22 protein-coding genes are annotated in these 24,143 nt (G+C 64.1%); 16 read left to right on the top strand and 6 right to left on the bottom strand.

What is annotated here, in order from left to right; genetic code table 11:
- Window positions 1–27 precede the first annotated feature (27 nt).
- Complete coding sequence (locus LB533_RS27935) at window positions 28–672, bottom strand: cysteine hydrolase family protein (RefSeq protein ID WP_140639762.1); 645 nt, start codon at window positions 670–672, stop codon at window positions 28–30.
- Between the two features lie 134 nt (window positions 673–806).
- Here LB533_RS27935 and LB533_RS27930 point away from each other — a divergent pair, with 134 nt between their 5' ends.
- Window positions 807–1,802: a GlxA family transcriptional regulator gene (locus tag LB533_RS27930; protein ID WP_140639763.1), complete on the top strand. Its 996-nt coding sequence runs from the start codon at window positions 807–809 to the stop codon at window positions 1,800–1,802.
- 14 nt (window positions 1,803–1,816) lie between these two features.
- Here the strand turns inward: LB533_RS27930 and LB533_RS27925 are convergent, their stop codons facing one another.
- Window positions 1,817–2,374 (bottom strand): sugar O-acetyltransferase, encoded by a 558-nt coding sequence (locus tag LB533_RS27925; RefSeq protein ID WP_140639764.1) that lies wholly within the window; start codon window positions 2,372–2,374, stop codon window positions 1,817–1,819.
- 133 nt (window positions 2,375–2,507) lie between these two features.
- Here LB533_RS27925 and LB533_RS27920 point away from each other — a divergent pair, with 133 nt between their 5' ends.
- From LB533_RS27920 to LB533_RS27895, 6 genes are all read left to right on the top strand, one after another.
- Window positions 2,508–2,969, top strand: coding sequence for a DUF4126 domain-containing protein (locus LB533_RS27920; protein ID WP_140516958.1), 462 nt, complete (start codon window positions 2,508–2,510; stop codon window positions 2,967–2,969).
- The gene (locus LB533_RS27915) at window positions 2,966–4,342 is read left to right on the top strand and encodes an FAD-containing oxidoreductase (protein ID WP_140639765.1); all 1,377 of its coding nucleotides are present in this window, start codon (window positions 2,966–2,968) and stop codon (window positions 4,340–4,342) included. The genes LB533_RS27920 and LB533_RS27915 overlap by 4 nt, the downstream gene beginning before the upstream one ends.
- 194 nt (window positions 4,343–4,536) lie before the next feature.
- Window positions 4,537–5,715, top strand: coding sequence for an MFS transporter (locus LB533_RS27910; protein ID WP_140639766.1), 1,179 nt, complete (start codon window positions 4,537–4,539; stop codon window positions 5,713–5,715).
- 93 nt (window positions 5,716–5,808) lie between these two features.
- Entirely contained in the window at window positions 5,809–6,864 is a 1,056-nt protein-coding gene (locus LB533_RS27905) for a succinylglutamate desuccinylase/aspartoacylase family protein (protein ID WP_140639767.1), read from the top strand.
- A gap of 222 nt (window positions 6,865–7,086) precedes the next feature.
- Complete coding sequence (locus tag LB533_RS27900) at window positions 7,087–9,276, top strand: anthranilate synthase (protein ID WP_140639768.1); 2,190 nt, start codon at window positions 7,087–7,089, stop codon at window positions 9,274–9,276.
- A 5-nt stretch (window positions 9,277–9,281) separates the two neighbouring features.
- Complete coding sequence (locus LB533_RS27895) at window positions 9,282–10,229, top strand: cation diffusion facilitator family transporter (protein ID WP_140639769.1); 948 nt, start codon at window positions 9,282–9,284, stop codon at window positions 10,227–10,229.
- Between the two features lie 7 nt (window positions 10,230–10,236).
- Here the strand turns inward: LB533_RS27895 and LB533_RS27890 are convergent, their stop codons facing one another.
- On the bottom strand, window positions 10,237–11,328 hold the full coding sequence (locus LB533_RS27890) for a hypothetical protein (protein ID WP_224678694.1): 1,092 nt from the start codon (window positions 11,326–11,328) through the stop codon (window positions 10,237–10,239).
- Between the two features lie 102 nt (window positions 11,329–11,430).
- Between LB533_RS27890 and LB533_RS27885 the strand changes: the two genes are divergently transcribed.
- The 4 genes from LB533_RS27885 (at window position 11,431) to LB533_RS27865 (ending at window position 14,481) form a co-directional block, all read left to right on the top strand.
- On the top strand, window positions 11,431–11,868 hold the full coding sequence (locus tag LB533_RS27885) for a DsrE family protein (RefSeq protein ID WP_140639771.1): 438 nt from the start codon (window positions 11,431–11,433) through the stop codon (window positions 11,866–11,868).
- A 69-nt stretch (window positions 11,869–11,937) separates the two neighbouring features.
- Window positions 11,938–12,729, top strand: a complete 792-nt coding sequence (locus tag LB533_RS27880; RefSeq protein ID WP_224678693.1) for an SDR family NAD(P)-dependent oxidoreductase — start codon at window positions 11,938–11,940, stop codon at window positions 12,727–12,729.
- Between the two features lie 63 nt (window positions 12,730–12,792).
- Window positions 12,793–13,101 carry a putative quinol monooxygenase gene (locus LB533_RS27875; RefSeq protein WP_140496083.1) on the top strand — a complete coding sequence of 103 codons (309 nt, stop codon included), beginning with the start codon at window positions 12,793–12,795 and terminating at the stop codon, window positions 13,099–13,101.
- 276 nt (window positions 13,102–13,377) lie between these two features.
- A complete protein-coding gene (locus tag LB533_RS27865) occupies window positions 13,378–14,481 on the top strand; it encodes an AbrB family transcriptional regulator (RefSeq protein ID WP_224678692.1) in 1,104 nt (367 codons plus the stop codon).
- 40 nt (window positions 14,482–14,521) lie between these two features.
- Here LB533_RS27865 and LB533_RS27860 read toward each other — a convergent pair whose 3' ends face one another.
- Window positions 14,522–15,598: a siderophore-interacting protein gene (locus LB533_RS27860; RefSeq protein WP_140639774.1), complete on the bottom strand. Its 1,077-nt coding sequence runs from the start codon at window positions 15,596–15,598 to the stop codon at window positions 14,522–14,524.
- Between the two features lie 531 nt (window positions 15,599–16,129).
- On the opposite strand from LB533_RS27860, the gene leuA reads away from it, so the two are divergent.
- From leuA to LB533_RS27840, 4 genes are all read left to right on the top strand, one after another.
- On the top strand, window positions 16,130–17,866 hold the full coding sequence (leuA, locus tag LB533_RS27855) for a 2-isopropylmalate synthase (protein ID WP_140639776.1): 1,737 nt from the start codon (window positions 16,130–16,132) through the stop codon (window positions 17,864–17,866).
- Window positions 17,867–18,051: 185 nt separating this feature from the next.
- Window positions 18,052–19,827, top strand: coding sequence for a tetratricopeptide repeat protein (locus tag LB533_RS27850; protein ID WP_140639777.1), 1,776 nt, complete (start codon window positions 18,052–18,054; stop codon window positions 19,825–19,827).
- Window positions 19,828–20,150: 323 nt separating this feature from the next.
- The gene (locus LB533_RS27845) at window positions 20,151–20,954 is read left to right on the top strand and encodes an alpha/beta fold hydrolase (RefSeq protein ID WP_140639778.1); all 804 of its coding nucleotides are present in this window, start codon (window positions 20,151–20,153) and stop codon (window positions 20,952–20,954) included.
- A 100-nt stretch (window positions 20,955–21,054) separates the two neighbouring features.
- Window positions 21,055–21,672, top strand: a complete 618-nt coding sequence (locus LB533_RS27840) for a hypothetical protein (protein ID WP_140639779.1) — start codon at window positions 21,055–21,057, stop codon at window positions 21,670–21,672.
- Here LB533_RS27840 and LB533_RS27835 read toward each other — a convergent pair.
- A complete protein-coding gene (locus tag LB533_RS27835; RefSeq protein ID WP_140639857.1) occupies window positions 21,656–22,579 on the bottom strand; it encodes a metallophosphoesterase family protein in 924 nt (307 codons plus the stop codon). The two genes, LB533_RS27840 and LB533_RS27835, sit on opposite strands and share 17 nt — an antisense overlap.
- 53 nt (window positions 22,580–22,632) lie before the next feature.
- On the opposite strand from LB533_RS27835, the gene LB533_RS27830 reads away from it, so the two are divergent.
- Complete coding sequence (locus tag LB533_RS27830) at window positions 22,633–23,130, top strand: NUDIX domain-containing protein (RefSeq protein ID WP_140639780.1); 498 nt, start codon at window positions 22,633–22,635, stop codon at window positions 23,128–23,130.
- A gap of 1 nt (window position 23,131) precedes the next feature.
- On the opposite strand, the gene LB533_RS27825 is transcribed toward LB533_RS27830, so the two are convergent.
- Window positions 23,132–24,124: a glutathione S-transferase family protein gene (locus tag LB533_RS27825; protein ID WP_140639781.1), complete on the bottom strand. Its 993-nt coding sequence runs from the start codon at window positions 24,122–24,124 to the stop codon at window positions 23,132–23,134.
- Window positions 24,125–24,143: the final 19 nt, after the last annotated feature.

Raw genomic sequence — 24,143 nt, 5'->3', positions numbered from 1 at the left:
GCGGGGCCCTTTGTATTCCGCAGACGACTACGCAGCGTTGCGAGCCAGCGCCCGCTGGTTGGAGCCGAAGATCGTATCGCGTTCCGGCAAGGTGCCGGTCTTCAGGCACTCGATCCATTCGGCGGTCTTGAGCACCGCGGCGAAGCGCGACTGCAGGATGATTGTCACCACGCGGTGGATCTCCTCGGCCGAGGCATAGCCGGCGCTATTGGCGTAAGGCACCGAGCCGGTCGCGTCGGACAGGAACTCGACGGCAAAGCCCATATGCACGGCGTGAATGATGGTCGACAGGTCGCAATTATGCGTCATGTAGCCGACCACCACGATCGTATCGACAGCGTTGGCGCGCAGCCACTCTTCGAGATTGGTGCCGGTGAAGGCGGAAGGCAGCGTCTTCTCGACATAGTGGTCGCGTGGCCGCCTCGATATCTCGGGATGCAATTCCGCGCCATGGCCGCCCTTGGCGAAGATTGGTGACGTCTCCGGCGCCATCTGCTTGACGACCACCACCTTGATGCCGGCCGCGGCTGCCGCGTCCATGGCGTGCGCCACGTTGACGACGCTGTCGCGGAACGGCGGATGCTGGATGGCGAGATTCCCGCCGTCATAGTCATTCTGGACGTCGACGACGATGAGCGCGCGGCGCGGCGTCTTGCTGGCTGGTTTGGACATGATGCATTCCTTTCAGGCTTGATGTGATGCCCGAGCATAGGTCCGCCACCATCGGACGAAAGTGGCCCGATTGACATCATTCGAAAGAATTGGGACAATCCGCCATAACCCGCGCAGAAATCCCTGGCACAGACATGACCCACCCGATCGTCGCCGTCCTCGCCTTCGACGGCATCAGCCCGTTCCATCTCTCCGTCCCTTGCCTGGTGTTCGGCGAAGATCGCACATCGTTTGGCCTGCCGCGCTTCGACTTCCGCATCTGCGCGATCGAGGCCGATCCCGTCCACACCGAGGCCGGGCTGAGCGTCGCCGCGCCGCATGGGCTTGAGGGGCTCGATGGCGCCGACATCGTCATCGTGCCGAGCTGGCGGGATCTCGAAGACCCGCTGCCGGAACTGCTGACGCAGGCATTGCGGCGGGCCCACCGCAATGGTGCCCTGATCGTCGGCCTTTGCCTGGGAACATTCGCAGTCGCTGCTGCCGGACTGCTTGGCGGTCGGCGTGCGGCCACGCATTGGGCCTATGCCGAGCGGCTTCAGAAGCTTCATCCCGACATCGCGGTGGATGCCGAGGTGCTCTATGTCGACAATAGCGACGTGGTGACGTCGGCCGGCGTCGCGGCCGGACTCGACTGCTGCCTCCATATCGTTCGCGCCCGCTACGGCGCCGAGGCAGCACTGCGGCTCGCGCGGCAGATCGTGCTCTCCCCGCACCGGCAAGGCGGACAGGCGCAGTTCATCGAGCGTCCGCTGGCGAGGAGCGCCGATACCGACAAGTTCACACAAGCACTCGACGCGGTGCGTGCGACACTCGGCGAAGCGCACAGCCTGGATCGCGTCGCCGAAGCCGCCGGCCTGACCCGGCGCACCTTCACCCGCCGCTTCCAGAAATTGATCGGCACCAGTTTCGGCGATTGGCTGATCGAGCAACGGCTTGAACTGGCCCAGCGCCTGCTCGAGGCGACGGAAAAATCGATGGACATGGTGGCCTTCGAGGCCGGCTTCGGCAGCGCCGCCTCGCTACGCCAGCATTTTTCGGCGCGTCTCAGGACCTCACCGACGCAATACCGGCGTGAATTTTCCAGGCGGGCCGACCAAGGCGAGCGGTCGCCGCACGCGCTTTCGCACTGAGCGCCGCCGGGCACTCAACCGCGTTTGACCGCCCGCGCCGGATTGCCGACCACCGTTGTGTTCGCGGGCACGTCGCGCGTCACCACGGCGCCGGCGCCGACGATAGAGCCCTCGCCGATGCTGATCCCACCGAGGATGACCGCGCTGCCGCCGATCCAGGCATTGGCGCCGATCTCGACCGGCCGCGCGACTTCCAGTCCGGCTTGCCGCCCGGCGACCTCCCTGTGATGCTCGGCGCAATAGATCTGCACATTGGGGCCGAGCAGCGTTCCCTTGCCGATGCGTACGCTTGCCGTGTCGAGAATGATGCAGCCGGCATTGAGAAAGACGCCGTCGCCCAGAAAGATGTTGAAGCCATAGGCACAGTGGAACGGCGCCTCGATGCGGGCGCCCTCGCCCGCGCCGCCGAGCAGATCCCGCAAGGCCGGCCCGATGTTGCCGCGCTGACGGGGCGCAAGCGAATTGTGCTCGAATACGGCGCCCGCAGCCACGCCGCGCAGCGCCTCCAATTCGTCATCCATGCACGTATACCACTCGCCCGCCGCCATTTTTGCGCGTTCGCTCTCAGCCATGCGGTACCTCCGTCATCATTGCCACGCCCGGTTGCGGCGTAAGAGAGCGCCTATGCAAGTACTGGCCAAATACCGGACCTATGGTAGCTTGCCTTTTCAGGGCTGTCCCGGCCCGGGATCGAGGGGGATCAACATGCTTTACATTCTTGCACTTCTGATCGGGGTCATTGCCGGCCTGCGCGCCATGACCGCGCCGGCCGCCGTCGCCTGGGGCGCCTGGCTCGGCTGGCTGCCGGTTGCCGGCACCTGGGCAAGCTTCATGAGCCACTGGGCCGCTGTGGGCATTTTCACGATCCTGGCCATCGTCGAGCTGGTCACCGACCAGTTGCCGTCGACGCCGAGCCGCAAGGTGCCGCAGCAATTCGGTGCCCGTATCCTGCTCGGTGCCTTCAGCGGCGCCGTGATCGGCGCCACTGGCGGCGCCACCATCGTCTGCCTGATCGCCGGCGCCATAGGGGCCGTTATCGGCACGCTCGGCGGCGCGGAGGCGCGCGGCCGGCTGGCGGCCGCTTTCGGCAAGGACCAGCCGGCGGCCTTCATCGAGGACGCGGTCGCGATCGTCGGCGGCCTCTTGATCGTGGCGGCTGTGGCATGACGGCGAAAACCTTCGATGCCATCGTCATTGGTGCCGGCCAGGCCGGCCCTTCGCTGGCCGCACGGCTGACCGCGGCCGGCATGAGCGTGGCGCTAATCGAGCGCAAGCTGGTCGGCGGCACTTGCGTCAACACCGGCTGCATGCCGACCAAGGCCATGGTCGCCAGTGCCTATGCCGCGCATCTGGCGCGGCGCGCCGCGGATTATGGCGTGACCCTCTCCGGCCCGGTCGGCGTCGACTATGCCAGGGTCAAGGCGCGCAAGGACAAGGTGTCGAACGACGCCCGCGGCAATCTGGAAACCTGGATTGCCGGCATGGACAAATGCACGCTCTATCGCGGCCATGCGCGTTTCGAATCCGCCAACACGGTGCGCGTCGGCGATGAGCTCCTGACCGCCGGCAAGATCTTTCTCAACACCGGCGGCCGCGCCTCGGTGCCGGACCTGCCCGGCATCCACGACATCGACTATCTCACCAACTCTTCGATGATGGACCTCGACGTGCTGCCGCGCCACCTCGTGGTGGTCGGCGGCAGCTACATCTCGCTCGAATTCGCGCAGATGTTCCGGCGCTTCGGCGCGGAGGTCACGATTGTCGAAAAGGGCTCCCGGCTGATCGGCCGCGAAGACGAGGATGTGTCCGACGCCATCCTGTCGATCCTCGAAAACGAAGGCATCGCGGTCCATCTCGGCGCCGACGCCATAAGCTTCGCCAGGCAGGGCGAGGATATTGCCGTGGCCTTCTCCGCCGGCAAGCCGCCGGCCGTCGGCTCACATGTGCTCCTGGCTCTGGGGCGAACGCCCAATACCGACGATCTCGGCCTCGACAAGGCCGGCATCGAGGTCGACAAACGCGGCTTCATCACCGTCGACGACCAGTTGCGCACCAGCGTGCCCGGCATCTGGGCAATGGGCGACTGCAATGGCAAGGGCGCCTTCACCCACACGTCCTACAACGATTACGAGATCGTCGCGGCCAATTTGCTCGACAATGATCCGCGCAAGGTCAGCGACCGCATCGAGGCCTACGCTCTCTACATCGATCCGCCGCTCGGCCGCTGCGGCATGACCGAGGCGTCGGTGAAGAAGTCGGGACGCCGCGCGCTGGTCGGCCAGCGGCCGATGACCCGTGTCGGCCGCGCGGTCGAGAAAGGCGAAACGCAAGGCTTCATGAAGATCCTCGTCGACGCCGACACAAGGGAAATCCTCGGCTGCTGCGTGCTTGGCCCCGGCGGCGATGAAGCCGTGCATTGCGTGCTTGACCTGATGTACGCCAAGGCGCCTGTGGACACGCTGGCGCGCGCCATGCACATCCACCCCAACGTCTCGGAACTGCTGCCCACCATCGCCCAGGAGTTGAAGCCACTGGTCTGAACTCCGGCTTCAGCCGGTTGTTTCGGCCGCTCGGCCGGGTTCGGTCAGGGTCGTTTAGGCGGCACGGCACAACCACCGCTGCCAGTGCCCTCTTTGCTCTCCGCTTTCTGCATTGCTGCATTGCGGCAATGGCGCTTGTGCGCCCTGGCGCGCTCGCGCAGTTTCCATTTGAACCGATTCAGCCTGGACCTCCCATGCCTTTGCCGATCCTTGCGCTTGCCATTGCGTCCTTCTGCATCGGCACCACCGAATTCGTCATCATGGGCCTGCTGCCGGAGGTCGCCGCCGACCTCGGCGTGACCATTCCCGCTGCCGGGCTGCTGGTCACGGGCTATGCGCTGGGCGTGGTCTTCGGCGCGCCAATCGTCGCAATGGCCACAGCGCATCTGCCGCGCAAGCCGGCACTGGTCGGACTGGCCGCACTGTTCGTCGTCGGCAACCTGCTCTGCGCCATCGCGCCCAACTACTGGATGCTGATGGGCGCGCGCGTCTTCACCGCCTTCGGCCACGGCGCCTTCTTCGGCATCGGCTCGGTCGTCGCCGCCAGCCTGGTGCCCCGCAACAAGCGCGCCAGCGCCATCGCGCTGATGTTCGCCGGCCTGACGCTGGCCAACATCCTCGGCGTTCCCGCCGGAACGGCGCTTGGCGAAGCCTTCGGCTGGCGCGCCACCTTCCTGGCGGTGGTCGGCATCGGGTTGATCTCGGTCGCGGCGATCGCCTGGCTGGTGCCGTCGGATGTCACCGAACCGAGCGGCGGCGGCTTGCGCGGCGAATTGCGCGTGCTCGGCAAGCTGCAGGTGTGGCTGGCCATGCTGATCGCGGCGCTCGCCTCAGCCAGCCTGTTTGCCGTCTTCACCTACATCAAGCCCTATCTCACCGACGTGTCCGGCCTCTCGACTTCAGCGGTCACCTGGGTGCTCTTGCTGTTCGGCGCCGGCATGACCATCGGCAACATCATCGGCGGCCGGCTGGCCGACTGGAAGCTGATGCCGACGGTCATCGGCACGCTGCTGCTGCTGGCGATCCTATTTGTCGGCTTCATGCAGTTTGGCGCCATCGCCAGTGTCGCCGTAGGCATCGTCTTCGTGTGGGGCATGCTCGTCTTCGTCGTCGTGCCGCCGCTGCAGATCCGTGTCGTGGAAGCCGCTTCCGAGGGACCGAACCTTGCCGCCACGCTGAACCAGGGCGCCTTCAACGTCGGCAACGCCAGCGGCGCCTGGATCGGCGGCGTGGCGCTCTCCTGGGGCGTTTCCTATGCCAACCTGCCGCTGGTGGGCGCGGCACTCGCTCTGCTGGCGGTTGCCGTGGCCATAGCCTCGCGGGCACTGGACCGGCGCGCTCCGGCCGTCGCTTTTCAGCCTGCCGCGCAGTAGCTGCTTGCGCCCATAGCGCGACAGTCTGGACCAATCGACAAGCGGACCGTCGAAGAGGCATGTCCTTCTCGCCTCTCGACGGAGAAAAGACCCATGCAGAAATCGATCGAACGCATAGCCGGCGACAGCGAAGGCGTTTCCTACGAATTCCCGCTGTTTCGCTTCGTTGGAACGGACAATTCCGCGCCCTCGGCCTATCTGCAGGCGGCACTCCATGCTGGCGAACTACCTGGAGTCGTCGCCATTGACGCGCTGATGCCGATGCTGGCCAGGGCCGAGGCGGAGGGGCGCATCAAGGGCGACATCACCATCGTGCCCTGGGCCAATCCGATCGGCCGCGCCCAGTATCATTTCGGCGAACATCAAGGCCGTTTTCATCTGGGCACGCGCACCAACTTCAACCGCGGTTTTCCGCTGCTCTCCGCGCCCGACGCGGCACTCTTGCCTGACACCGCGCATGGCACGCCCGACCAAAGGCTGAAGACGAGACTGGTGCAGCTTTCGCTCGGCCACGACATCGTGCTCGACCTGCACTGCGACGACGAAGGCCTTGCCTATCTCTACATCCACTCCAGCCTGTGGCCGGCAATGGCCGATTGCGCCGCCGCTATGGGCGTCGAGGCGGTGGTGTTGTGGAGTGAAGACACGGACGGCACTTTCGAAGGCGCCTCGATCATGCCCTACCAGAACGTTCCCGCCGACGTGGCGAAGCTCGACCGGCGCGTCGTCACCACGGTCGAATATCGCGGCATCCTCGATGTCGATGGCGCGTTCGCGGCGTCGGACGCCGCGGGGCTCTACCGGCTGCTGGTGGCGCGCGGCGTGGTCGCCGACCCGGCCCTGCCCGCACCCGGTGCCTTCACCGGGGTTGTCGCACCGCTCGAAAACATCGACATGATGCCGGCGCCCCGGGCGGGTGCCGTGCTTTACGACGTGGAGCCCGGCGACCGCGTGGCCAAGGACACGCGGCTTGCCGTCATCGTCCACGCACCGGGCGAGGCCGATGGCCGCACCGAGGTGTTCGCGCCGCAGGCCGGCATCGTCCTGACCCGGCGCTCGCGCCGCATCATCCGCGCCGGCGAGGATCTGTTGAAACTGGTGGGCGACAGGAAGAGCGCCGACGCAAGGTCCGGCACCCTGGAAGATTGAGCCTCCATCGAATCCAGTTGCGTGGTCGCTCAATCGCCGCTATGGGAATCGCCATGAACATGCGTTCGATCAAGACCGTTTGGTGGTGGGCCTGCTGACAGCGGCCTGTTCGAACGCGTGCGCGTGAAAAGAGAGGGTGGCCGCAGCGGAATGTCCGGGCGGCCATTTGTTTTTTCCAAGCCATTCCCGGGTCCGTTGCCCAAGAAGCTGATGGAGACGGCAATGACGATGAAGGTTCTGGACAACGGCGCAGAGAGTTTTGTGACCGGGGGTGGCATCACCATCACCCGCGAGCGCCACGACCGGCCCTATGAAGGCGCCATCGACGCCTATGTCGACGGGCTGAATGCGCGCCGGGGCGCGGTGTTCTCTTCGAACTATGAATATCCCGGCCGCTATACGCGTTGGGATACCGCCATCATCGACCCGCCCTTGGTGATCTCGGCGCGTGGCCGGTCCATGCGCATTGAGGCGCTGAACCGGCGGGGCGAGGTGCTTCTGCCGGTCATCGTCAAGACGCTCGGCGATATCGCCGAGATCACGATCGCCGAGGCGTCGAAAAAGCTGATCCGCCTCGACGTCGCCAAGCCCGGCCGCGTCTTCACCGAAGAAGAGCGCAGCCGCGTTCCTTCCGTCTTCACGGTGCTGCGCGCCATCACCGCCTTGTTTAAGACCGCCGAAGACGCCAATCTCGGCCTTTACGGCGCTTTCGGCTACGATCTCGCCTTCCAGTTCGACCCGGTCGACTACAAGCTCAAGCGCAAGCCAAGCCAGCGCGATCTCGTGCTGTTCCTGCCCGACGAGATCCTGGTCGTCGATCATTATTCGGCCAAAGCCTGGACCGATCGATATGACTACGCCGGCAAGGGTTTTTCGACCGAAGGCCTGCCGCGCGACGAGATCGCCGAGCCGTTCAAGACCGCCGACCGTATTCCGCAGCGCGGCGACCATGAACCCGGCGAATACGCCAATCTTGTGCGCCGCGCGATGGACAGCTTCAAGCGCGGTGACCTGTTCGAGGTCGTACCCGGGCAGATGTTCTACGAACGCTGCGAGACCCAACCCTCCGAGATTTCGCGCAAGCTGAAGTCGATCAACCCCTCGCCCTATTCCTTCTTCATCAATCTGGGCGAAGGCGAATACCTGATCGGCGCTTCGCCCGAAATGTTCGTGCGCGTCAACGGCCGCCGCGTCGAGACCTGCCCGATCTCAGGTACCATCAAGCGCGGCGACGACGCCATTTCGGATAGCGAGCAGATCCTGAAACTACTCAATTCGAAGAAGGACGAATCCGAGTTGACCATGTGCTCGGATGTCGACCGCAACGACAAGTCGCGCGTCTGCGAGCCGGGTTCGGTGCGCGTCATCGGCCGCCGCCAGATCGAGATGTATTCGCGGCTTATCCACACGGTTGACCATATCGAGGGCAGGCTGCGCGAAGGCATGGACGCCTTCGACGCGTTTCTCTCGCACGCCTGGGCGGTGACCGTTACCGGCGCGCCGAAACTATGGGCCATGCGCTTCATCGAGCAGAACGAGAAGAGCCCGCGCGCATGGTATGGCGGCGCCATCGGCATGGTCAATTTCAACGGCGACATGAACACCGGCCTGACACTGCGCACCATCCGCATCAAGGACGGCATTGCCGAGGTGCGTGCCGGCGCCACATTACTGTTCGACAGCATTCCCGAGGAAGAAGAAGCCGAAACCGAACTGAAGGCATCCGCCATGCTCTCCGCCATCCGCGACGCCAAGACGGGCAATGCCGCCAGCACCGAGCGCACCACCGCGCGCGTCGGCGACGGCGTCAACATCCTGCTCGTCGACCATGAAGACAGCTTCGTCCACACGCTGGCCAATTACTTCCGCCAGACCGGCGCCAACGTCTCGACCGTGCGCAGCCCGGTGCCGGAAGAAGTCTTCGACCGGCTGAAGCCGGATCTTGTCGTGCTGTCGCCCGGTCCCGGCACGCCGAAGGATTTCGATTGCGCCGCCACCATCAAAAACGCGCGCGCCCGCGAGCTGCCGATCTTCGGCGTCTGCCTCGGCCTTCAGGCGCTTGCCGAGGCCTATGGCGGCGAATTGCGGCAGCTGCATGTGCCGATGCACGGCAAGCCGTCGCGCATTCGCGTCTCCAAGCCCGGCATCATCTTCTCCGGCCTGCCCAAGGAAGTCACCGTCGGCCGTTACCATTCGATCTTCGCCGATCCGGTGCGGCTACCCGACGATTTCGTGGTCACCGCCGAGACCGAAGACGGCGTCATCATGGCCTTCGAGCACCGCAAGGAGCCGATCGCCGCAGTGCAATTCCATCCGGAATCGATCATGACGCTCGGCCACAATGCCGGCATGCGCATCATCGAGAACATCGTCGCCCACCTGCCGCGCAAGGCCAAGGAAAAGGCCGCCTGACCAATATGGCCGAAGCCGAGAACACGATGGCGATCACGGCAAAAGCTGCCGCCAGGCAAAAGGTCGCCAGGCTCGCCTTTTGGTCGATCGTCATTGCCGCTGTCGTGCTCGGCCTGAAGCTCGTCGCCTGGTATGTCACCGGCTCGGTAGCGCTCTATTCGGACGCGCTGGAATCGATCGTCAACGTCATCGCCTCGATAGCTGCCTTCTGGGCGATCCAGGTCAGCTACAAGCCGGCCGACCAGGATCACCCGTTCGGCCATCACAAGGCCGAGTATTTCTCGGCGGTGCTGGAAGGCGTGCTAATCGTGGTCGCCGCCTTGCTGATCCTCAACGAGGTCTGGCGCTCCTGGCAGGCGCCGGCGCCGCTAGAACAGCCTTGGAACGGCCTTGCCATCAACGGCATCGCCACGGTGATCAACGGCATCTGGGCGTGGCTGCTGATCCGCACCGGCCGCAGCGAGAAATCACCCGCGCTAGTCGCCGACGGCAACCACATCATGACCGATGTGGTGACCTCGGTCGGCGTCTTCGCCGGCCTGGTCGGCGCCGTACTGACCGGCTGGCAGATTCTCGACCCGGCACTGGCCGTGATCGTCGCGCTCAACATCCTGTGGCAGGGCTGGCACGTCATCGGCTCGTCGATGAACAGCCTGATGGACCGCGCCGTCGACACGGCAGAACATATGCGCATCCGCGACATCATTTCGGCCAATTGCAAGGGCGCCATGGAGGTGCACGACCTCAAGACACGCATCGCCGGCCGCGCCACCTTCATCGAATTCCATCTGGTCGTCGACGCCGACATGTCGGTCGGCGCCAGCCACGTCATCTGCGACCGGATCGAGGATGCGCTGAAGGCGGAAATCCCTTCCGTGCGCGTCACCATCCATGTCGAGCCGGACGACGAGGCCAAATTGCCGAGGGGCACGACGGCCGTGCCGTTCGCCTGAAGTCAGATCACGGCGCGCAGGCGGATTGCGGCATCGGCTGCAGCCGGTAGACCTTGTCGTCGGACGTCGTTTTGCCATCGGCCGTCTTCGAACACAGGTCGAGGATCGGCAGGCTGCTGTTGGGATTGGCCAGCATCATCGTGCCGTTGGCACCTCGCTTGAGGAAAACCTCCTTCTGCGCGATATCGCAGGAAAAATCGCTCATCTTCGAACTCGCCGCGCAGCGCCACTGGTCGGCCTCTCCCTGGCAGGAATAGGCCTGCGTAACTTTGCCCGACTTCCCTCGCGTCGTGACCGACACGGCGATGTCGGCGCCGTCAGGCCAATTGGCAGCGTCGCCGCCCGCCGCAAATGAAGCCAGTTCGACCGGGCCACGGAACACGCGGATCGATTGCGTCAATTGGTCGGGATGCGAGCCGAGATGCGCGGCGTCATAGTCGCGCCCGTAGCAGAAGGACTGGTCTGGCGTCAGGCGCTCGCGCAGCGGCGGACCCATCGCCGGGTCGATCGGGTCGATGCGGGCGAACTCCGCCTTGCAGGTCGCCGCCGGCATCGGGTCGAGGCGGAAATTGTCGTCCTCGCTGCCCAGCGCCTGCCTGTTGTATTCGGCCGTGCCGAGTTCCTCCTCCGAGCCGGCATCGAGATAGATGTCGGGCTGCAGGTTTGAAAGCATCAGTCGGCCCTTGTCGTCGACCTTCAGCGACGCCAGCGTGCGGTCGCAATCCATGCCGCAATGGATGGCGCTCGACTTGTCGTCGGGATCCTCCTTGTTGCACCAGCCGCCGGCCCATTCCGGCGCCTTGGCGCCGCGCACGGTGGTGCTGACGAAGGCATTGTAAGAGGAGTCCGAACCGGCCGCCGGCCCTTCGTTCGGGGAGCTGACCGGATCGTGGCCATAATAGAAGAAGATACGCGCCACCTTCTGCTTCGGATGTACCTGCAGATGCACCGCATCGTAGATGCGACCGAAACAGGCGTCCGCGCCATTAGGGCTAAGTTCGGTGAGCTTGGCGGCGTTTTCGGCGTAAGCCGTTGCGCCCAACAAGCCCAACAAGGCTGCGCCCGACAGGGCGCATGCCAGTCTCCGTCTCGATGCCATGTGACCCCTCCTTGCATCGACAGGACGCGACGTCAATTTATGCTATTATTGGCGCTCCGGCCACGCAATTCGCGTTGAGCCGTCAACCGGAAGGACATAGCCATGCGTCGACGCGATATGTTCCGCGCCGTTCTGGCCGGGGCCGGTACGCTGGTTGGGTTGCGGGTGGCGCAAGCCGGCGGCAGTGAACCCGCGAGGCTGAAGGTCGCCTATCACTTGAGCGATCTCGACAAAGTCAATTTCGTGCTTGGCAACATTAAGAACCATTACGACGGCACCGGCGGCAATGTCGATATCGCGCTGGTCGTCCATGGGCCGGCTCTTGCCGGTTTCAAGTCGAAGGGCATATCGGCGGCGATCTCCGGTCGTTTCACCGGTCTCGTCCAGCAGGGGCTCGATCCGCATGCCTGCGCCAACACCATGCACGGCATGGATATTTCGCTCGCCGACCTGCTCGACGGTTTTCATGCAGCCGACAGTGGCGGCGTCGTCAAGCTCGCCGAGCTGCAAAGCCAGGGCTATGCCTATCTCAGGCCTTGAAGCTGCATGGACTGAAATGCAAGGGTAGCAAGACCCGCTAAGAACTGCGAAAATCCCGGAGAAACGACAGTGCCAGCGACAACCACTCCCCTCGGGCTTGTCATTCCCGATCTCGCCGGCAAGGCGGTGCTGGTCACCGGCGCCTCGACCGGCATCGGCGCGGCACTCGCCTTGGCCTATGCGGCGCAGAAATGTCTGGTCGCACTGCACTACAATTCCAGCCGTGACGCCGCCGAGAAGCTTGGCAAGGCCATCCGCAACAATGGCGGCGAGGTGTTTCTCGTCCAGGGCGATTTTTCCCTGGCCGCCGATGTCGAGCGTGTCGTCGAGGACAGCGCGCAGCATTTCGGCCGTCTCGACGGGCTGGTCAACAATGCCGGCGGCATGCTCGGCCGCGTGCCCTATGCCGAGCAGACCGAGGCGCATTACGACGCGGTGATGGATCTCAACGCGCGTTCGGTGCTGACCGCCTCGCGCAAGGCGATGCCGTGGCTGAAGAGACAGGGCGGCTTCATCGTCAACACCTCCTCGATCGCCGCGCGCAACGGTGCGGGCGGTGGCGCCGGGCTTTACGGCTCGGCCAAGGCTTTCGTCTCCAACGTCACGCGCGGCATGGCCAAGGAACTGATCGGCTTCGGCATCCGCGTCAACGCGGTGGCGCCCGGCACCATCCTCACGCCGTTCCACGAACGCTATTCGACCGAAGAGCAGATCAGGGGCATGATTGCCACCATTCCGCAAGGGCGCGCCGGCACGGCTGAAGATTGCGTGGGTGCGTATCTGTTTCTCTCCTCCGATCTGTTGAGTGGCTACATCACCGGCCAGGTGATCGAGGTGAATGGTGGCCAGTTGATGCCTTGAGCCGCGACCTGCATACTGGCGAACGGCATACTCTTGTCGAAAACGCTGAAGGGAGACGAAGGCATGTACGGTCTGATCGGCAAGATGCGAGCGGCTCGCGGCCAGCGCGACGCTGTCATGGACGTCCTGCGCGCCAGCACCGGCGCCCTGCCCGGCTGCCTGAGCTATATCGTTGCCACCGACCCGGCCGATGCCGATGCCATCTGGGTCACAGAAGTGTGGACTGACCAGGCAAGCCACAAAGCCTCGCTGCAGCTTCCCGAAGTCCAGGCGGCCATCGCCAAGGCGAGGCCCTTCATCGCCGGCTTCGAGTTCCAGGTGGAAACCAACCCCGTCGGCGGCTTCGGCCTGGCTGACGACAAGACGGGCTGATCCGGGTGGATGACTCGACCCAGATCGTGAACATTAGCGACCTTTCATTATCGCCAAGGCTGGCAAGCCGTTGGTCAAGGTCATTCCTATGGATCAATCGGCTCCGGTACAGTCGCGACGGGTTGGCTTTATGGCTGGTCAGTTTTCCGTGCCCGACCGTTTCCATCGCATGAGCGGTGGAGAGATCGAGCAACTGTTCGGCACAGACACCTAAGACGGTCGCTTTTCGACACGGCTGGGGTTCGCATTCCTTGCCGCTCAGTCTAAGACCAGAATATGGATTCCGAGGCCGAACAGCCATCTCCGGACCAGCCGGCGGTCGAGCGCATGGCGCGCATGCGCAAGCCTTGGCAATGGCTGGCCCTCCTCGCCATTTCCGTGCTGTTTGCCGGTGCGCTCGAACTGGCCGCGCTGCCGGCGGCGCTGCTGCTCGGGCCGATGCTGGCGGCCATCGTCGCCGGCACCAACGGCGCCACGGTGCGCGTGCCGCGGCTTCTGTTCGGCTCCGCCCAGGCAATCGTCGGCTGCCTCATCGCCGCTTCGATCTCGGCCGACATTTTTCGCGTCTTCTACGCCGAATGGCCGCTGTTCCTCGGCGTCGTGACAGCCACTGTCGCGGCGTCCAGCCTGCTCGGCTGGCTGATCAGCCGCTGGCGCATCCTGCCCGGCACCACCGCCGTCTGGGGATCCTCCCCAGGCGCGGCCACCGCAATGGTGCTGATGGCCGGCGCCTTCGGCGCCGACCAGCGCCTCGTCGCCTTCATGCAGTATCTGCGCGTCATCTTCGTCTCGATGACGGCGGCGCTCGTGGCCAAGATGTGGGTTGACACGTCGGGCATCGAGGTGCCGCCCATCGTCTGGTTTCCGCCGCTCGACGCCCAGGCCTTCGCCGCAACCATCGGCATCGCGCTGGTCGGCGGGCTGGCGGGAAAGCTTTGCCGGCTGCCTTCGCCCTTCTTTCTGGGCACCTTCATCTTCGGCGCGGTGATCCACCTTGCCCTCGGCGTGCCGATGCAATTGCCGCCCTGGCTGCTGGCTGTCAGTTACGCCATGGTCGGATGGTCGATCGGGCTGAACTTCACCAGGCCGATCCTGCGCCATGCGACACGGGCCCTGCCGCAGATCGTCGCTTCGATCGTGGCTCTGATCGCCTTTTGCGGCGGCCTCGCCTTCATGATCAGCCATCTGCTCGGCATCGATCCGCTGACCGCCTATCTCGCCACCAGCCCCGGCGGCATGGACAGCGTCGCCATCATCGCCGCCGCCGCCCAGAACGTCGACATCTCCTTCATCATGGCGCTCCAGTCGGCGCGTTTCCTGATCGTGCTTCTTGTCGGCCCGAGCATCGCGCGGCTGGTAGCGCGCGCGGTGAAGGAATAGGCTGCTCCGCCCCGGCTGCCGGCATACTTATGGATCGATCCTAATCCTCGTCGTCGCCCTCGGCCTGCGCGTCGCGACGCCAATAGGCCGTTACCAGGTGCCGGTCGCGGCCCAGGCCCCACTCCTTGCGCACGATCTTGCGGATCTCCCGGAAGTCGGTGAACTCGCATCCGGCCCAGACGTAGAGGCTATCGGCAAGCGTCATGTGGCTGCGCTCGCGCAGGGCGGCCGTCAGCAGGCCGGCGGTGCCGGCCGGGCGGTCGTGCCGGTAAAGCCAGGTGATGTCGATGTTGTCGCCTTGCGCCAGCGCGATGCGGTCGTCCGGGCCGTCGACCTCGATGAGCGCCTCGACGCGGGTTGACGGCCGCAGTTCCTCCAGAATCCGGCCAATTGCCGGCAGCGCGGTGTCGTCGCCGACCAGCAGCAGGGTTTGCGCCGTCGGCGTCTCGCCGCCGCTTGGCCCGACCATGCCGATGACGTCTCCCGCCACCGCGTTCTGCGCGAACGTGGCGGCGGGCGTGTCATGGCCGGGGTGCAGCACGAAGTCGACATCGAGCCAACCGCTTGTCGGATCTACCGCTCGGATCGTGTAGATGCGCACGGTGAGCGCATCCTCACCGGCAGGCCACACAAGCAGGCCGTCGGCGCCCATCGAGGGCCAAACGGGCGGCCTGCCCCGCGGCGGCAGCAGCAGCCGGATGTGCAGGCCGCCATGGGTAAACCGGCCAAGATCATCGCCTGCAAAGCGCAGGCGCTGCATGTGCGGAGAAATCCGCGTTGAGGAGACCACCGTGATTTCGCGGAAGAAGATCGGGGTGCCGGTGTCGCGGCCATCGCCTTGCCAGCGCAGTCCGCTCGTCGTTCCGAGATGCTGCGCGACGTGGCCGGCGACCGTCATCTTCATGTAGGAGAGGCAGGTTTCGTCTATAGCCGAGACGCGGATCAGCATTGAGTCGCCCTCGAGTGCCGCGCTCAGCGAACCGTAGTACAGGCGAAGTTCCCATCGATCGGCAACACCGGTCTCGACCTCGAATTCGCTGTGCTCGGTGCGCAGCCGGTCCATCACCCACCTGATCGCCGCATTGCTGATCCGGGTTTGCGCTCGCAGTTGGTCCATCGTTCGCGTCCTTCGAAACGGTTTGAAGCAATAGGCCGCAAGACGGCCGCGCCGGCAGCGGCATGCCATAGACGTCCCGAAGTTTCCACAGAAACTTGAATTTTGAAGTCATGTTATTTTGGTGAACCGCTACGTCCCGTCGGCGCCGGTCCGGCCTTCGGCCTGTTGGAAGGGCACGCACGTCAGCGACACGTCAGGCGGAACGTAGTCCGGCACGCGCCCCGGCTGTCTCGGTACGACTTGCCTCCGGCTGGCCGCTCCTGTATGAAAACCGCCATGAACACGCGCGCCATCACCGCTTCCCGTCAGACCGGCTTTGCCGGCGAGACCGCGCGCGCGCTTGCCTCGACGCTGCTTCTTCTCGGCCTTATCGGCGATCGCCGGGTTCGCTGAGGAGCGCCCGGCGGTCGAGCCGCCGCGCAAGCGCATGCTCCTTGGCAGTCACATCAAGCGAACGAAAAACTGGTAAAAGGCGCCACTCGCCACCCATCCGCCTGAAGGCGGATTCGAGGGTCGCCGGGAGAAACGACGATGAACGCACGAGAAGAAATCCGCGTAAGCGAGGCCCCGGCGGGCCAGCAGAACGGCGGCATGCCGGACGCCGCCCGCAAGTACCAACCCTACCCGATCGTCGGCCTCACCGACCGGACCTGGCCCTCGAAAGTGATCGACAAGGCGCCCATCTGGTGCTCGGTCGACCTGCGCGACGGCAACCAGGCGCTGATCGACCCGATGGGCCACGAACGCAAGGCGCGCATGTTCGCGCTGCTGCTCGACATGGGTTTCAAGGAGATCGAGATCGGCTTCCCTTCGGCCTCGCAGACCGATTTCGACTTCGCCCGCTGGTGTATCGAAGAGGGCAGCGTACCGGCCGACGTTTCGCTTCAGGTTCTGGTGCAGTGCCGGCCCGAACTGATCACCCGCACCTTCGAAGCGCTCAGAGGCGCTACCAACCCGATCGTGCATTTCTACAATTCGACCAGCGAGCTGCAGCGCCGCGTCGTCTTCGAGAAGGACGTCGCCGGCATCAAGCGCATCGCCACCGATGCCGCCAAGATGATCACCGACATGGCAGCGAATGCCGGCGGCGGCTACCGTTTCGAATACTCGCCCGAAAGCTTCACCGGCACCGAGCTCGAAGTGGCGCTGGAGATCTGCAACGCGGTCACCGAGATCGTGAAGCCGACGCCTGACAACAAGCTCATCATCAACCTGCCGTCGACCGTCGAGATGTCGACGCCCAATATCTATGCCGACCGCATCGAGTGGATGTGCCGCAATCTCGACAGTCGCGAGAACCTGATCATTTCGCTGCACCCGCATAATGACCGTGGCACCGGCATCGCCACCACCGAGCTCGGCCTGATGGCCGGCGCCGATCGCGTCGAAGGCACGCTGTTCGGCAATGGCGAGCGCACCGGCAATGTCGACATCGTCACGCTGGCGCTCAACATGTACACGCAAGGCGTCGATCCGGAGCTGGACTGCTCCGATATCAACCGGATGAAGGATGTCTACGAATATTCGAACCAGCTGAAGATCCCCGAGCGCCATCCCTATGTGGGCGAACTCGTCTACACCGCCTTTTCCGGCTCGCACCAGGATGCCATCAACAAGGGTATGAAGGCGCTGAAGAAGGCCAACACGCCAGTGTGGGAGGTTCCCTATCTGCCGATCGACCCGGCCGACGTCGGCCGCAGCTACGAAGCCATCATCCGCATCAACTCGCAGTCCGGCAAGGGCGGCATCGCCTATGTGCTGCAGGCGGATTACGGGCTCAACCTGCCGCGCAACCTGCAGATCGAGTTCAGCCAGGCAATCCAGGCGATCACCGATGCCGAAGGCAAGGAAGTGCCGGCCAGGCGCATCTATGAGCGCTTCCTCGATACCTATGTGGACCAGCCGGGCGCCAGGCTGAAATTCCTCGATCACCACACTTATCCGGACACCGAGGTAAAGGGCCGGCGCGTTGTCGAGGCGGTCATTCTCGACAACGGCAAGGAGATGACGATATCAGGCACGGGCACAGGCCCGATCGACGGCTTCGTCGATGCGCTGTCGCGCCATGTCGGGGTCGATATGTCGGTGCTCGACTATTCCGAGCACTCGATGCAGCGCGGTTCGAACGCCTCGGCCATTTCCTATGTCGAGATGGAATATCCTGACGGCAAGCTGTTCGGCGCCGGCATCAACACCAACATCGTCGCTGCCTCGCTGGAGGCCGTGGTGTCCGCCGCCAACCGGATTATCGGCAAAAGAGCCGGTTGAATACACGCCTGGAACGGGTGTCGGGACCATCGTCATTTGGCGATCGGTCCCCACCTTTTTCGTCATTAACCACCGAGAAATTATCCGGTGTGGTACGCGATCGCATAATACGTGTATGCTTGTACGGTGGTGCGGTAACGATATGATCGCGCCTCAACCTGTGCCGACTTCGAGAGGATCGACACTTGCAGCATGCCACGCCTGCCGCCCCCGCAGTGCGCGAGACACTGGAGCGACTGCTTGCCAGCGAAACGTTCGGAAGATCCGAGCGCGCGCGCAGACTGCTTCGCTATCTCGTGGAGCGCGAGCAGGCTGGGGAAGCCGACAGGCTCAAGGGCTTTTCCATCGCCATGGATGTTTTCGGCAAGGACGGCGATTTCGATCCGTCCACCGATGCCGTCGTGCGGGTGCAGGCGAGCCGGCTGCGCGAACTGCTGCAACATTATTTCGCCAATGAAGGCATTGCCGAGCCGGTCCGCATAGCCATTCCGCGCGGCGGTTACGTCCCGGCCTACGAACTCAATGCGATCCGCTTGCCGCAAGCAGCGGAAGCCGTCAGTCAGGCAGAGCCGACAGTCATCCGGCCCGAACAGTCCGGTATCGCCGGTGATGCCGCACCCATGGCGGCCTTGCTCGGCCAGGTTCCTGCGGCGGGCCTCTCGGTGACGCGCCATCTCAGGTTCTTCTGGATCGCGATCGCCGTGGTTATCGCCATGTTGGGCGTTCTGATCCTGCGCCAGGGCGGCGGTGCCTTGCTGGCGGGAGGCGACATCCCGGCAACGTTCGAGACCGCCAGCGAAACCGGCAGCATCACGCCGTCGCCCATGGTCGAAGCGCTGCCGCTCGTCTACATCGCCCTCAAGGCCAACACTCCCAACGCCAGTCGCGTCGCCGCATCGCTGCGTGCCGGCCTGAGCGGCTTTGATACGATCGACTTCATCGGTCGCAACACCGTCAACAAGGCCGATCCGGTTGCCGATGCGACGAGTTTCATTTTCGATATCCTGCCTGGACCAGACGCGGGCGACGTTACAATCGAATTGCAAAGCTTGGCGTCCGGACGGGTGCTGTTGTCGCGCAACCTGACCGCCGCCGACAGTGCGCCAACCGTGGTCGAGGATCGCATATCCGGCATTCTCAGCGCGGCACTTCCCGCTTCTGGCACCATCTACAATTACATCGAGCAGTCCGGCGCGGAGACCGGTCTGACGCAGTGCCTGCTGCTCAACGACAAATATTATCTCGACCAGAACGCCAGGACTCACGAGACGGCCTATCGTTGCCTCGAAGCCCTTGCCAACAATGGCGCGAAATCGTCGCTGGTTTATTCGGAACTCGCCTCCTTGCATTTGGAGGCCGTGACCGACCACTATGCCTACCCACCGGACGCAACGATCGAGAAGGCGATGACGTTTGCCCATCGCGCCGTGCAGATGGGGCCGACCAGCCCGTACGCACATCGCTCCTATGGCTACATCAATTCGCGCCTTGGCAATGCCGACGAGGCCCTGCGATGGATGCGCAAGGCCCATGATCTTAACCCCTACGATCTCGCCATGGCCGCCGCCTATGGCTACGGGCTGGTTTTCGCCGGCCGGTACGCCGAAGGAACACCTCTTCTGGCGCATGCCGTGGACGCCTCGAGCGGCCACCCGACCTGGTGGGACTTTGGGCTTTTCGCCGGAGAATTAATGCTGGGCGATACCAGCAAGGCAGCGATAGCCAGCAGCGCTCTGAGAACCACTGCGGCGAAATCGCACTATCTCGCCGCCCGTCTGATCGGCGCCAAGATCAGCGGTCGGGACAACCAGGCACGCAGGCTGCTTGATGAGCTGATAACCGAGTTTCCGAAATTCGCCGCCAATCCGCGCGCAACCTTCATCGACAGAAAATATCCCGCCGATCTGACCGAGCGGCTCGTCCACGCCTTGCGTGCCGCCGGGCTCTTCAACGCGAGCTAGATGTGAGCCATTCTAGTGCCGGTTTCCCTCCCGGAGTTGCGTAAAAAGCAAAGACTTCAAGCAGACGGCGATTCCATCGAATCACGAAAGACCCTACAAACGTTTTCGCGTCGAAACGGATTCATGCGACACGCCTTAGAGCTTTTGTCTCGTGCGTGTGGTTTGCCCAAATCGAAGTCGCTTTTGGGAGCGGCATCCACCAGCAGCCGGCTCGCTGTTCGGCCAATCGCCTAATCGCGAAAATTTTACTGGCGAATGCTCTGAACTAGGAGCAATTCAGCCACATTTCCATCGCGCCTTCTTGAATAAAGCCTCAACCTTTCATGACTTCATCACTTTATGCCGACGAACGGGGTGTGGGTTCGAAGACCATCGTCCTGCTGCATGGTTTTGGCGGCAGCCACGATGTCTGGCGCGAGGTGATCTCCTTGCTGCCGCCTTCCGTACGCACATTGGCCTATGATCTGCCGGGACACGGCCTGTCGCTCGACTTTCCGTCGGCCGGACCGGCCAAGGTCGCGGCAAATGCCATCCTTGGCGACCTCTCCGCACGCGCGATCAAGCGCGTCCACCTCGTCGGCCATTCGATGGGCGGAGCGGTTGCAGCGCTGATGGCATTGGCGGAGCCGGCAAAAGTCGCCTCGCTGACGCTCCTGGCGCCGGGCGGTTTTGGCCCCGAAATCAATGTGCCCTTGTTGCGCCGCTTTGCCCGCGCACAGGACTTGGCCGAAGTCCAGGCCTGCCTCGCCGCAATGTCCGGCCCTCGAGCCGCACCCTCGCGTCGCATGGCCGAATTGCTGTGCGAAATGCGCGGCCGCCCCGGACAAACGGAAAAGCTCGTCGAGATCGCGGCCGCCATGACCAGGGGCGATCGACAGGGCGTCATCCCACGCGAGCGGCTCGATGCGCTGAACATGCCGGTGATGGTGGCGTGGGGATCGGATGACGCCGTTCTACCCTTTACCCAGGTGGATGACCCGCCGGAGCGCTTCCATGTGCACCACGTGCTGGAGGCCGGCCATATGCTGGCCGAGGAAGCGCCCGACCTGATCGCCGAAATCATTCGCCGCAACAGCAGTCGCCGCGTGGGGCCGCATCGAGTGAAACTGTCCGCCGCGGCCAGCTGACTTCTTCCGTGTGCGCCGCCAACGGCGACCCTTGATGCATTGATGCATTTTGCCGGCGGCTGTGTTAACTCCATGTTAACCAAACCGCGAGGCCACGCCCATGAAGGATGCAGGCGAAAAGATCATCGACCCGTCGAGAAAACTGTCCGATGCCATTCGCGATGTGAAGAATGCCTTTGCCGATCGCGACGACGTCGTCGTCGACATGCGCGAGGCGCACCGCATGCGGCTCGACCTTCTTGCCGCCGAACTCGCGCCCGTTTTTGCCGACGTACCCGCCGACATGGACAGTTTCGACTTCGTCGTCTCGTCCGGCCTGCAGCCGCGCCTGTGGATCGACGCCGTCAGCCATGTCGCCATGGGGCGCGACCGCCGCACCTACAGGTTCCTGAAGGACACTCGTATCGGCCGTGTGGTGCTGGCCGAATCCAGCGAGATGAAGCTGGTTGCCGATTCCGTGACGCGCTATGTCGCCGAGCGGATCGTCGAACGCCAGAGAATGATGGAGGGTGGCGTCGAGGTTGCCGTTCCCGGCATGAAGCGGCACGTGGTGCCGGAAGCCGAGCCGCCTTTGCGATCGCCGCCGCGCAGCAAGGGCTGGTCGACCGTCCTGTCCGGCCTTGGCCTGATCGCCGCAGGCGCGCTGGTGGGACTGGCGGTTTCGATCGTGCTGTTCTGGGACCGTATCGTGGCGCTGGGACTCAGCTTGCGGCCATAGCCGGTTGCGCCCCGAGTTCCAGTGTCTGCAGATCCGAAGGCGGTATCGCCGGCCCGGTCAAGCCGCGCCGCGTCAGGCGGATGCGCCAATCGCCTTTTTCACCGTCTATGTCGAACAGATTGTACTGCGCCGCCGGAGGCTTGCCGCCGGGGGCCTGGCCGGCCGCGGCGACGCCGACCACCGGGACCTTGGCGTCGCGCGGGCCGATCTGAAACAGCGACGGCAGATGTGAATGGCCATGCAGGACGAGCTCGGCACCGTGCCGGCGAATGATTTTGTGGAAGCGGGCGATGCCGAACAGCCGCTTATGCTGCGGGACGGCGCCCCGCACCGGCGGATGATGGATCATGATCGCACGGAACAAACCTTGCTTCGCCGTCGCATCGAGCATTTTGCGCAGCCGCTCGGCCTGGCCTTCCATGAAGAAGCCGTTGGCCATGAAGGGTGCCGTGGCACGCGCCGTGGTGATGCCGATCAACGCGACATTGCCGCGCACGCGCAGATAGGGAAACGAATTGCGATCGACCGGACTGTTGACGCCGTCGCCCGTCATCCATGCCGCCCAGGACCGGCACACCTTGTCGAAGGCGCCAGGCACATAGGCGTCATGATTTCCCGGGACCACCGACACGTCATGCGGCGAGCCGAGCGTCTCCAGCCAGTGCTTGGCCATCTCGATCTCGCCGTCGAGTGCCAGGTTGACGAGGTCCCCGGTGACCGCGAGGTGATCGGGCGCGCTGGCCTTGATATCGGCCACGATGGTGTCGATGACGGCATCGTGCATGTGCCGGCGGCGGTTGCGCTGCCAATTGACGTAGCCCAGCACCCGCTTGGAGGCGAGATCGCGATAGGTTACTTCAGGGAGTGGCCCCAAATGGATATCGGAAATATGCGCGAGCCTGAACATTTCTCCTTCATAGGCGACGCGCACGCGGCTTTCCACCCACGGTTTCGCGACTGATGGCGACCGATCCCGAGAGCACTTTGCGCCAGACCGGCTGGCCGGGGCTGCGAGCCGGGCTGTTCCATCTCTACTTCGTGCTGCGGCGGCCAATGACGCTTGGCGTGCGCGGGCTCATCCACGAAACGGCGTCCAACTCCCTCTTCCTTATCCGCCACACCTATGTGCCGGGCTGGCAGCTTCCCGGTGGCGGGGTCGAGATCGGCGAGACGATGGCCGAAGCGCTGGCGCGCGAACTGGCGGAAGAGGGCAATATCACGCTGACCGCTGCGCCGGTGCTGCGCTCGATGCATTTCAACCGCCGCGCCAGCCGCCGCGACCATGTCGGCCTGTACCTGATCGAAAAATTCAGCCAGACGGCCCCGAAACTGCCGGACCGCGAGATCGCTGAGGCCGGTTTCTTTCCGCTCGACCGTTTGCCCCAGGGTACGACCCCGGCAACGCTGCGGCGCATCGCCGAGGTTTTTGGCGGGAAGCCGCCGTCACCCTACTGGTAGTTCAGGCAGCCGCCTTGGCGAACCGTGCCCTGTCATGCCGCGCGCCGTAGTCAAGTTCCGGCCCCACAGGCACGATACGCGTCGGGTTGATCATTTCGTGGCTGCCGTAATAGTGCGACTTGATATGATTGAGGTTCACCGTGCCGGCTACGCCAGGCACCTGGTAAAGATCGCGCAGATAGTTCGACAGGTTCGGATAGTCAGCGATGCGGCGCCGATTGCATTTGAAATGGCCGACATAGACCGGGTCGAAGCGCACCAGCGTGGTGAACAGCCGCCAGTCGGCTTCGGTGATCCGCTCGCCGACGAGATAGCGCTGATTCGACAGCCGATGCTCCAGCGTGTCGAGCGCGGCGAATAACTCCCCGAACGCTTGCTCGTAGGCGGCCTGCGTTGTGGCGAAGCCAGCGCGATAGACGCCGTTGTTGATGGCGGGATAGACCAGCGCATTGACCGCGTCGATCTCGCCGCGTAGCGCCTGCGGATAGAAGTCGAGATTGGGGTCACCCCAAGCGTCGAAAGCTAAATTGAGCATCCGGATGATTTCGGAGGACTCGTTGGAGACGATGGTCTCATCCTTTTTATCCCACAGCACTGGCACCGTGACCCGGCCGGAATAGTTGGGGTCGGCCCTGGTGTAGATCTGGTGCAGGAAGTCCAGGCCGTAGAGCGTGTCACCTGTGGCCCCGTCCTGCGCCAGGAACGTCCAGCCATTGGCGCCCATGAAATGATGGACGACTGACACGGAGATGATGCCTTCAAGCTTCTTCAGCGCCCGGAAGATCAGCGTTCGATGCGCCCAGGGGCAGGCAAGCGAGACATAGAGGTGATAGCGACCGGGCTCCGCTTTGAAGCCGCGGCCGCGGCCTTCGGCAGGCGCCCCGTCACGAGTGATCCAGTCGCGCCATTGCGCCTGCGCCCGCACGAACTTGCCGCCGCTGCCTTTGGTGTCGTACCAGCGGTCCTGCCATTTGCCTTCGACCAGCAATCCCATCGCTTGTCCTTTCCTGTCT

This window comes from Mesorhizobium sp. BR1-1-13 (assembly GCF_020165515.1).
GTDB lineage: Bacteria > Pseudomonadota > Alphaproteobacteria > Rhizobiales > Rhizobiaceae > Mesorhizobium.
Note: the sequence above shows the minus strand (reverse complement) of the source record. Positions and strands in the feature narration are given on the sequence as shown.

Bases quoted from the DNA above. Each gene is read 5' to 3' on its own strand.
- LB533_RS27835 (WP_140639857.1), bottom strand. From the start codon at position 22,579: ATGTTCAGGCTCGCGCATATTTCCGATATCCATTTGGGGCCACTCCCT.
- LB533_RS27920 (WP_140516958.1), top strand. From the start codon at position 2,508: ATGCTTTACATTCTTGCACTTCTGATCGGGGTCATTGCCGGCCTGCGC.
- LB533_RS27845 (WP_140639778.1), top strand. From the start codon at position 20,151: ATGACTTCATCACTTTATGCCGACGAACGGGGTGTGGGTTCGAAGACC.
- LB533_RS27895 (WP_140639769.1), top strand. From the start codon at position 9,282: ATGGCCGAAGCCGAGAACACGATGGCGATCACGGCAAAAGCTGCCGCC.
- LB533_RS27915 (WP_140639765.1), top strand. From the start codon at position 2,966: ATGACGGCGAAAACCTTCGATGCCATCGTCATTGGTGCCGGCCAGGCC.
- LB533_RS27935 (WP_140639762.1), bottom strand. From the start codon at position 672: ATGTCCAAACCAGCCAGCAAGACGCCGCGCCGCGCGCTCATCGTCGTC.
- LB533_RS27900 (WP_140639768.1), top strand. From the start codon at position 7,087: ATGACGATGAAGGTTCTGGACAACGGCGCAGAGAGTTTTGTGACCGGG.
- LB533_RS27830 (WP_140639780.1), top strand. From the start codon at position 22,633: ATGGCGACCGATCCCGAGAGCACTTTGCGCCAGACCGGCTGGCCGGGG.
- LB533_RS27885 (WP_140639771.1), top strand. From the start codon at position 11,431: ATGCGTCGACGCGATATGTTCCGCGCCGTTCTGGCCGGGGCCGGTACG.
- LB533_RS27910 (WP_140639766.1), top strand. From the start codon at position 4,537: ATGCCTTTGCCGATCCTTGCGCTTGCCATTGCGTCCTTCTGCATCGGC.
- LB533_RS27875 (WP_140496083.1), top strand. From the start codon at position 12,793: ATGTACGGTCTGATCGGCAAGATGCGAGCGGCTCGCGGCCAGCGCGAC.
- LB533_RS27825 (WP_140639781.1), bottom strand. From the start codon at position 24,124: ATGGGATTGCTGGTCGAAGGCAAATGGCAGGACCGCTGGTACGACACC.
- LB533_RS27930 (WP_140639763.1), top strand. From the start codon at position 807: ATGACCCACCCGATCGTCGCCGTCCTCGCCTTCGACGGCATCAGCCCG.
- LB533_RS27890 (WP_224678694.1), bottom strand. From the start codon at position 11,328: ATGGCATCGAGACGGAGACTGGCATGCGCCCTGTCGGGCGCAGCCTTG.
- leuA (WP_140639776.1), top strand. From the start codon at position 16,130: ATGAACGCACGAGAAGAAATCCGCGTAAGCGAGGCCCCGGCGGGCCAG.
- LB533_RS27860 (WP_140639774.1), bottom strand. From the start codon at position 15,598: ATGGACCAACTGCGAGCGCAAACCCGGATCAGCAATGCGGCGATCAGG.
- LB533_RS27925 (WP_140639764.1), bottom strand. From the start codon at position 2,374: ATGGCTGAGAGCGAACGCGCAAAAATGGCGGCGGGCGAGTGGTATACG.
- LB533_RS27905 (WP_140639767.1), top strand. From the start codon at position 5,809: ATGCAGAAATCGATCGAACGCATAGCCGGCGACAGCGAAGGCGTTTCC.
- LB533_RS27865 (WP_224678692.1), top strand. From the start codon at position 13,378: ATGGATTCCGAGGCCGAACAGCCATCTCCGGACCAGCCGGCGGTCGAG.
- LB533_RS27840 (WP_140639779.1), top strand. From the start codon at position 21,055: ATGAAGGATGCAGGCGAAAAGATCATCGACCCGTCGAGAAAACTGTCC.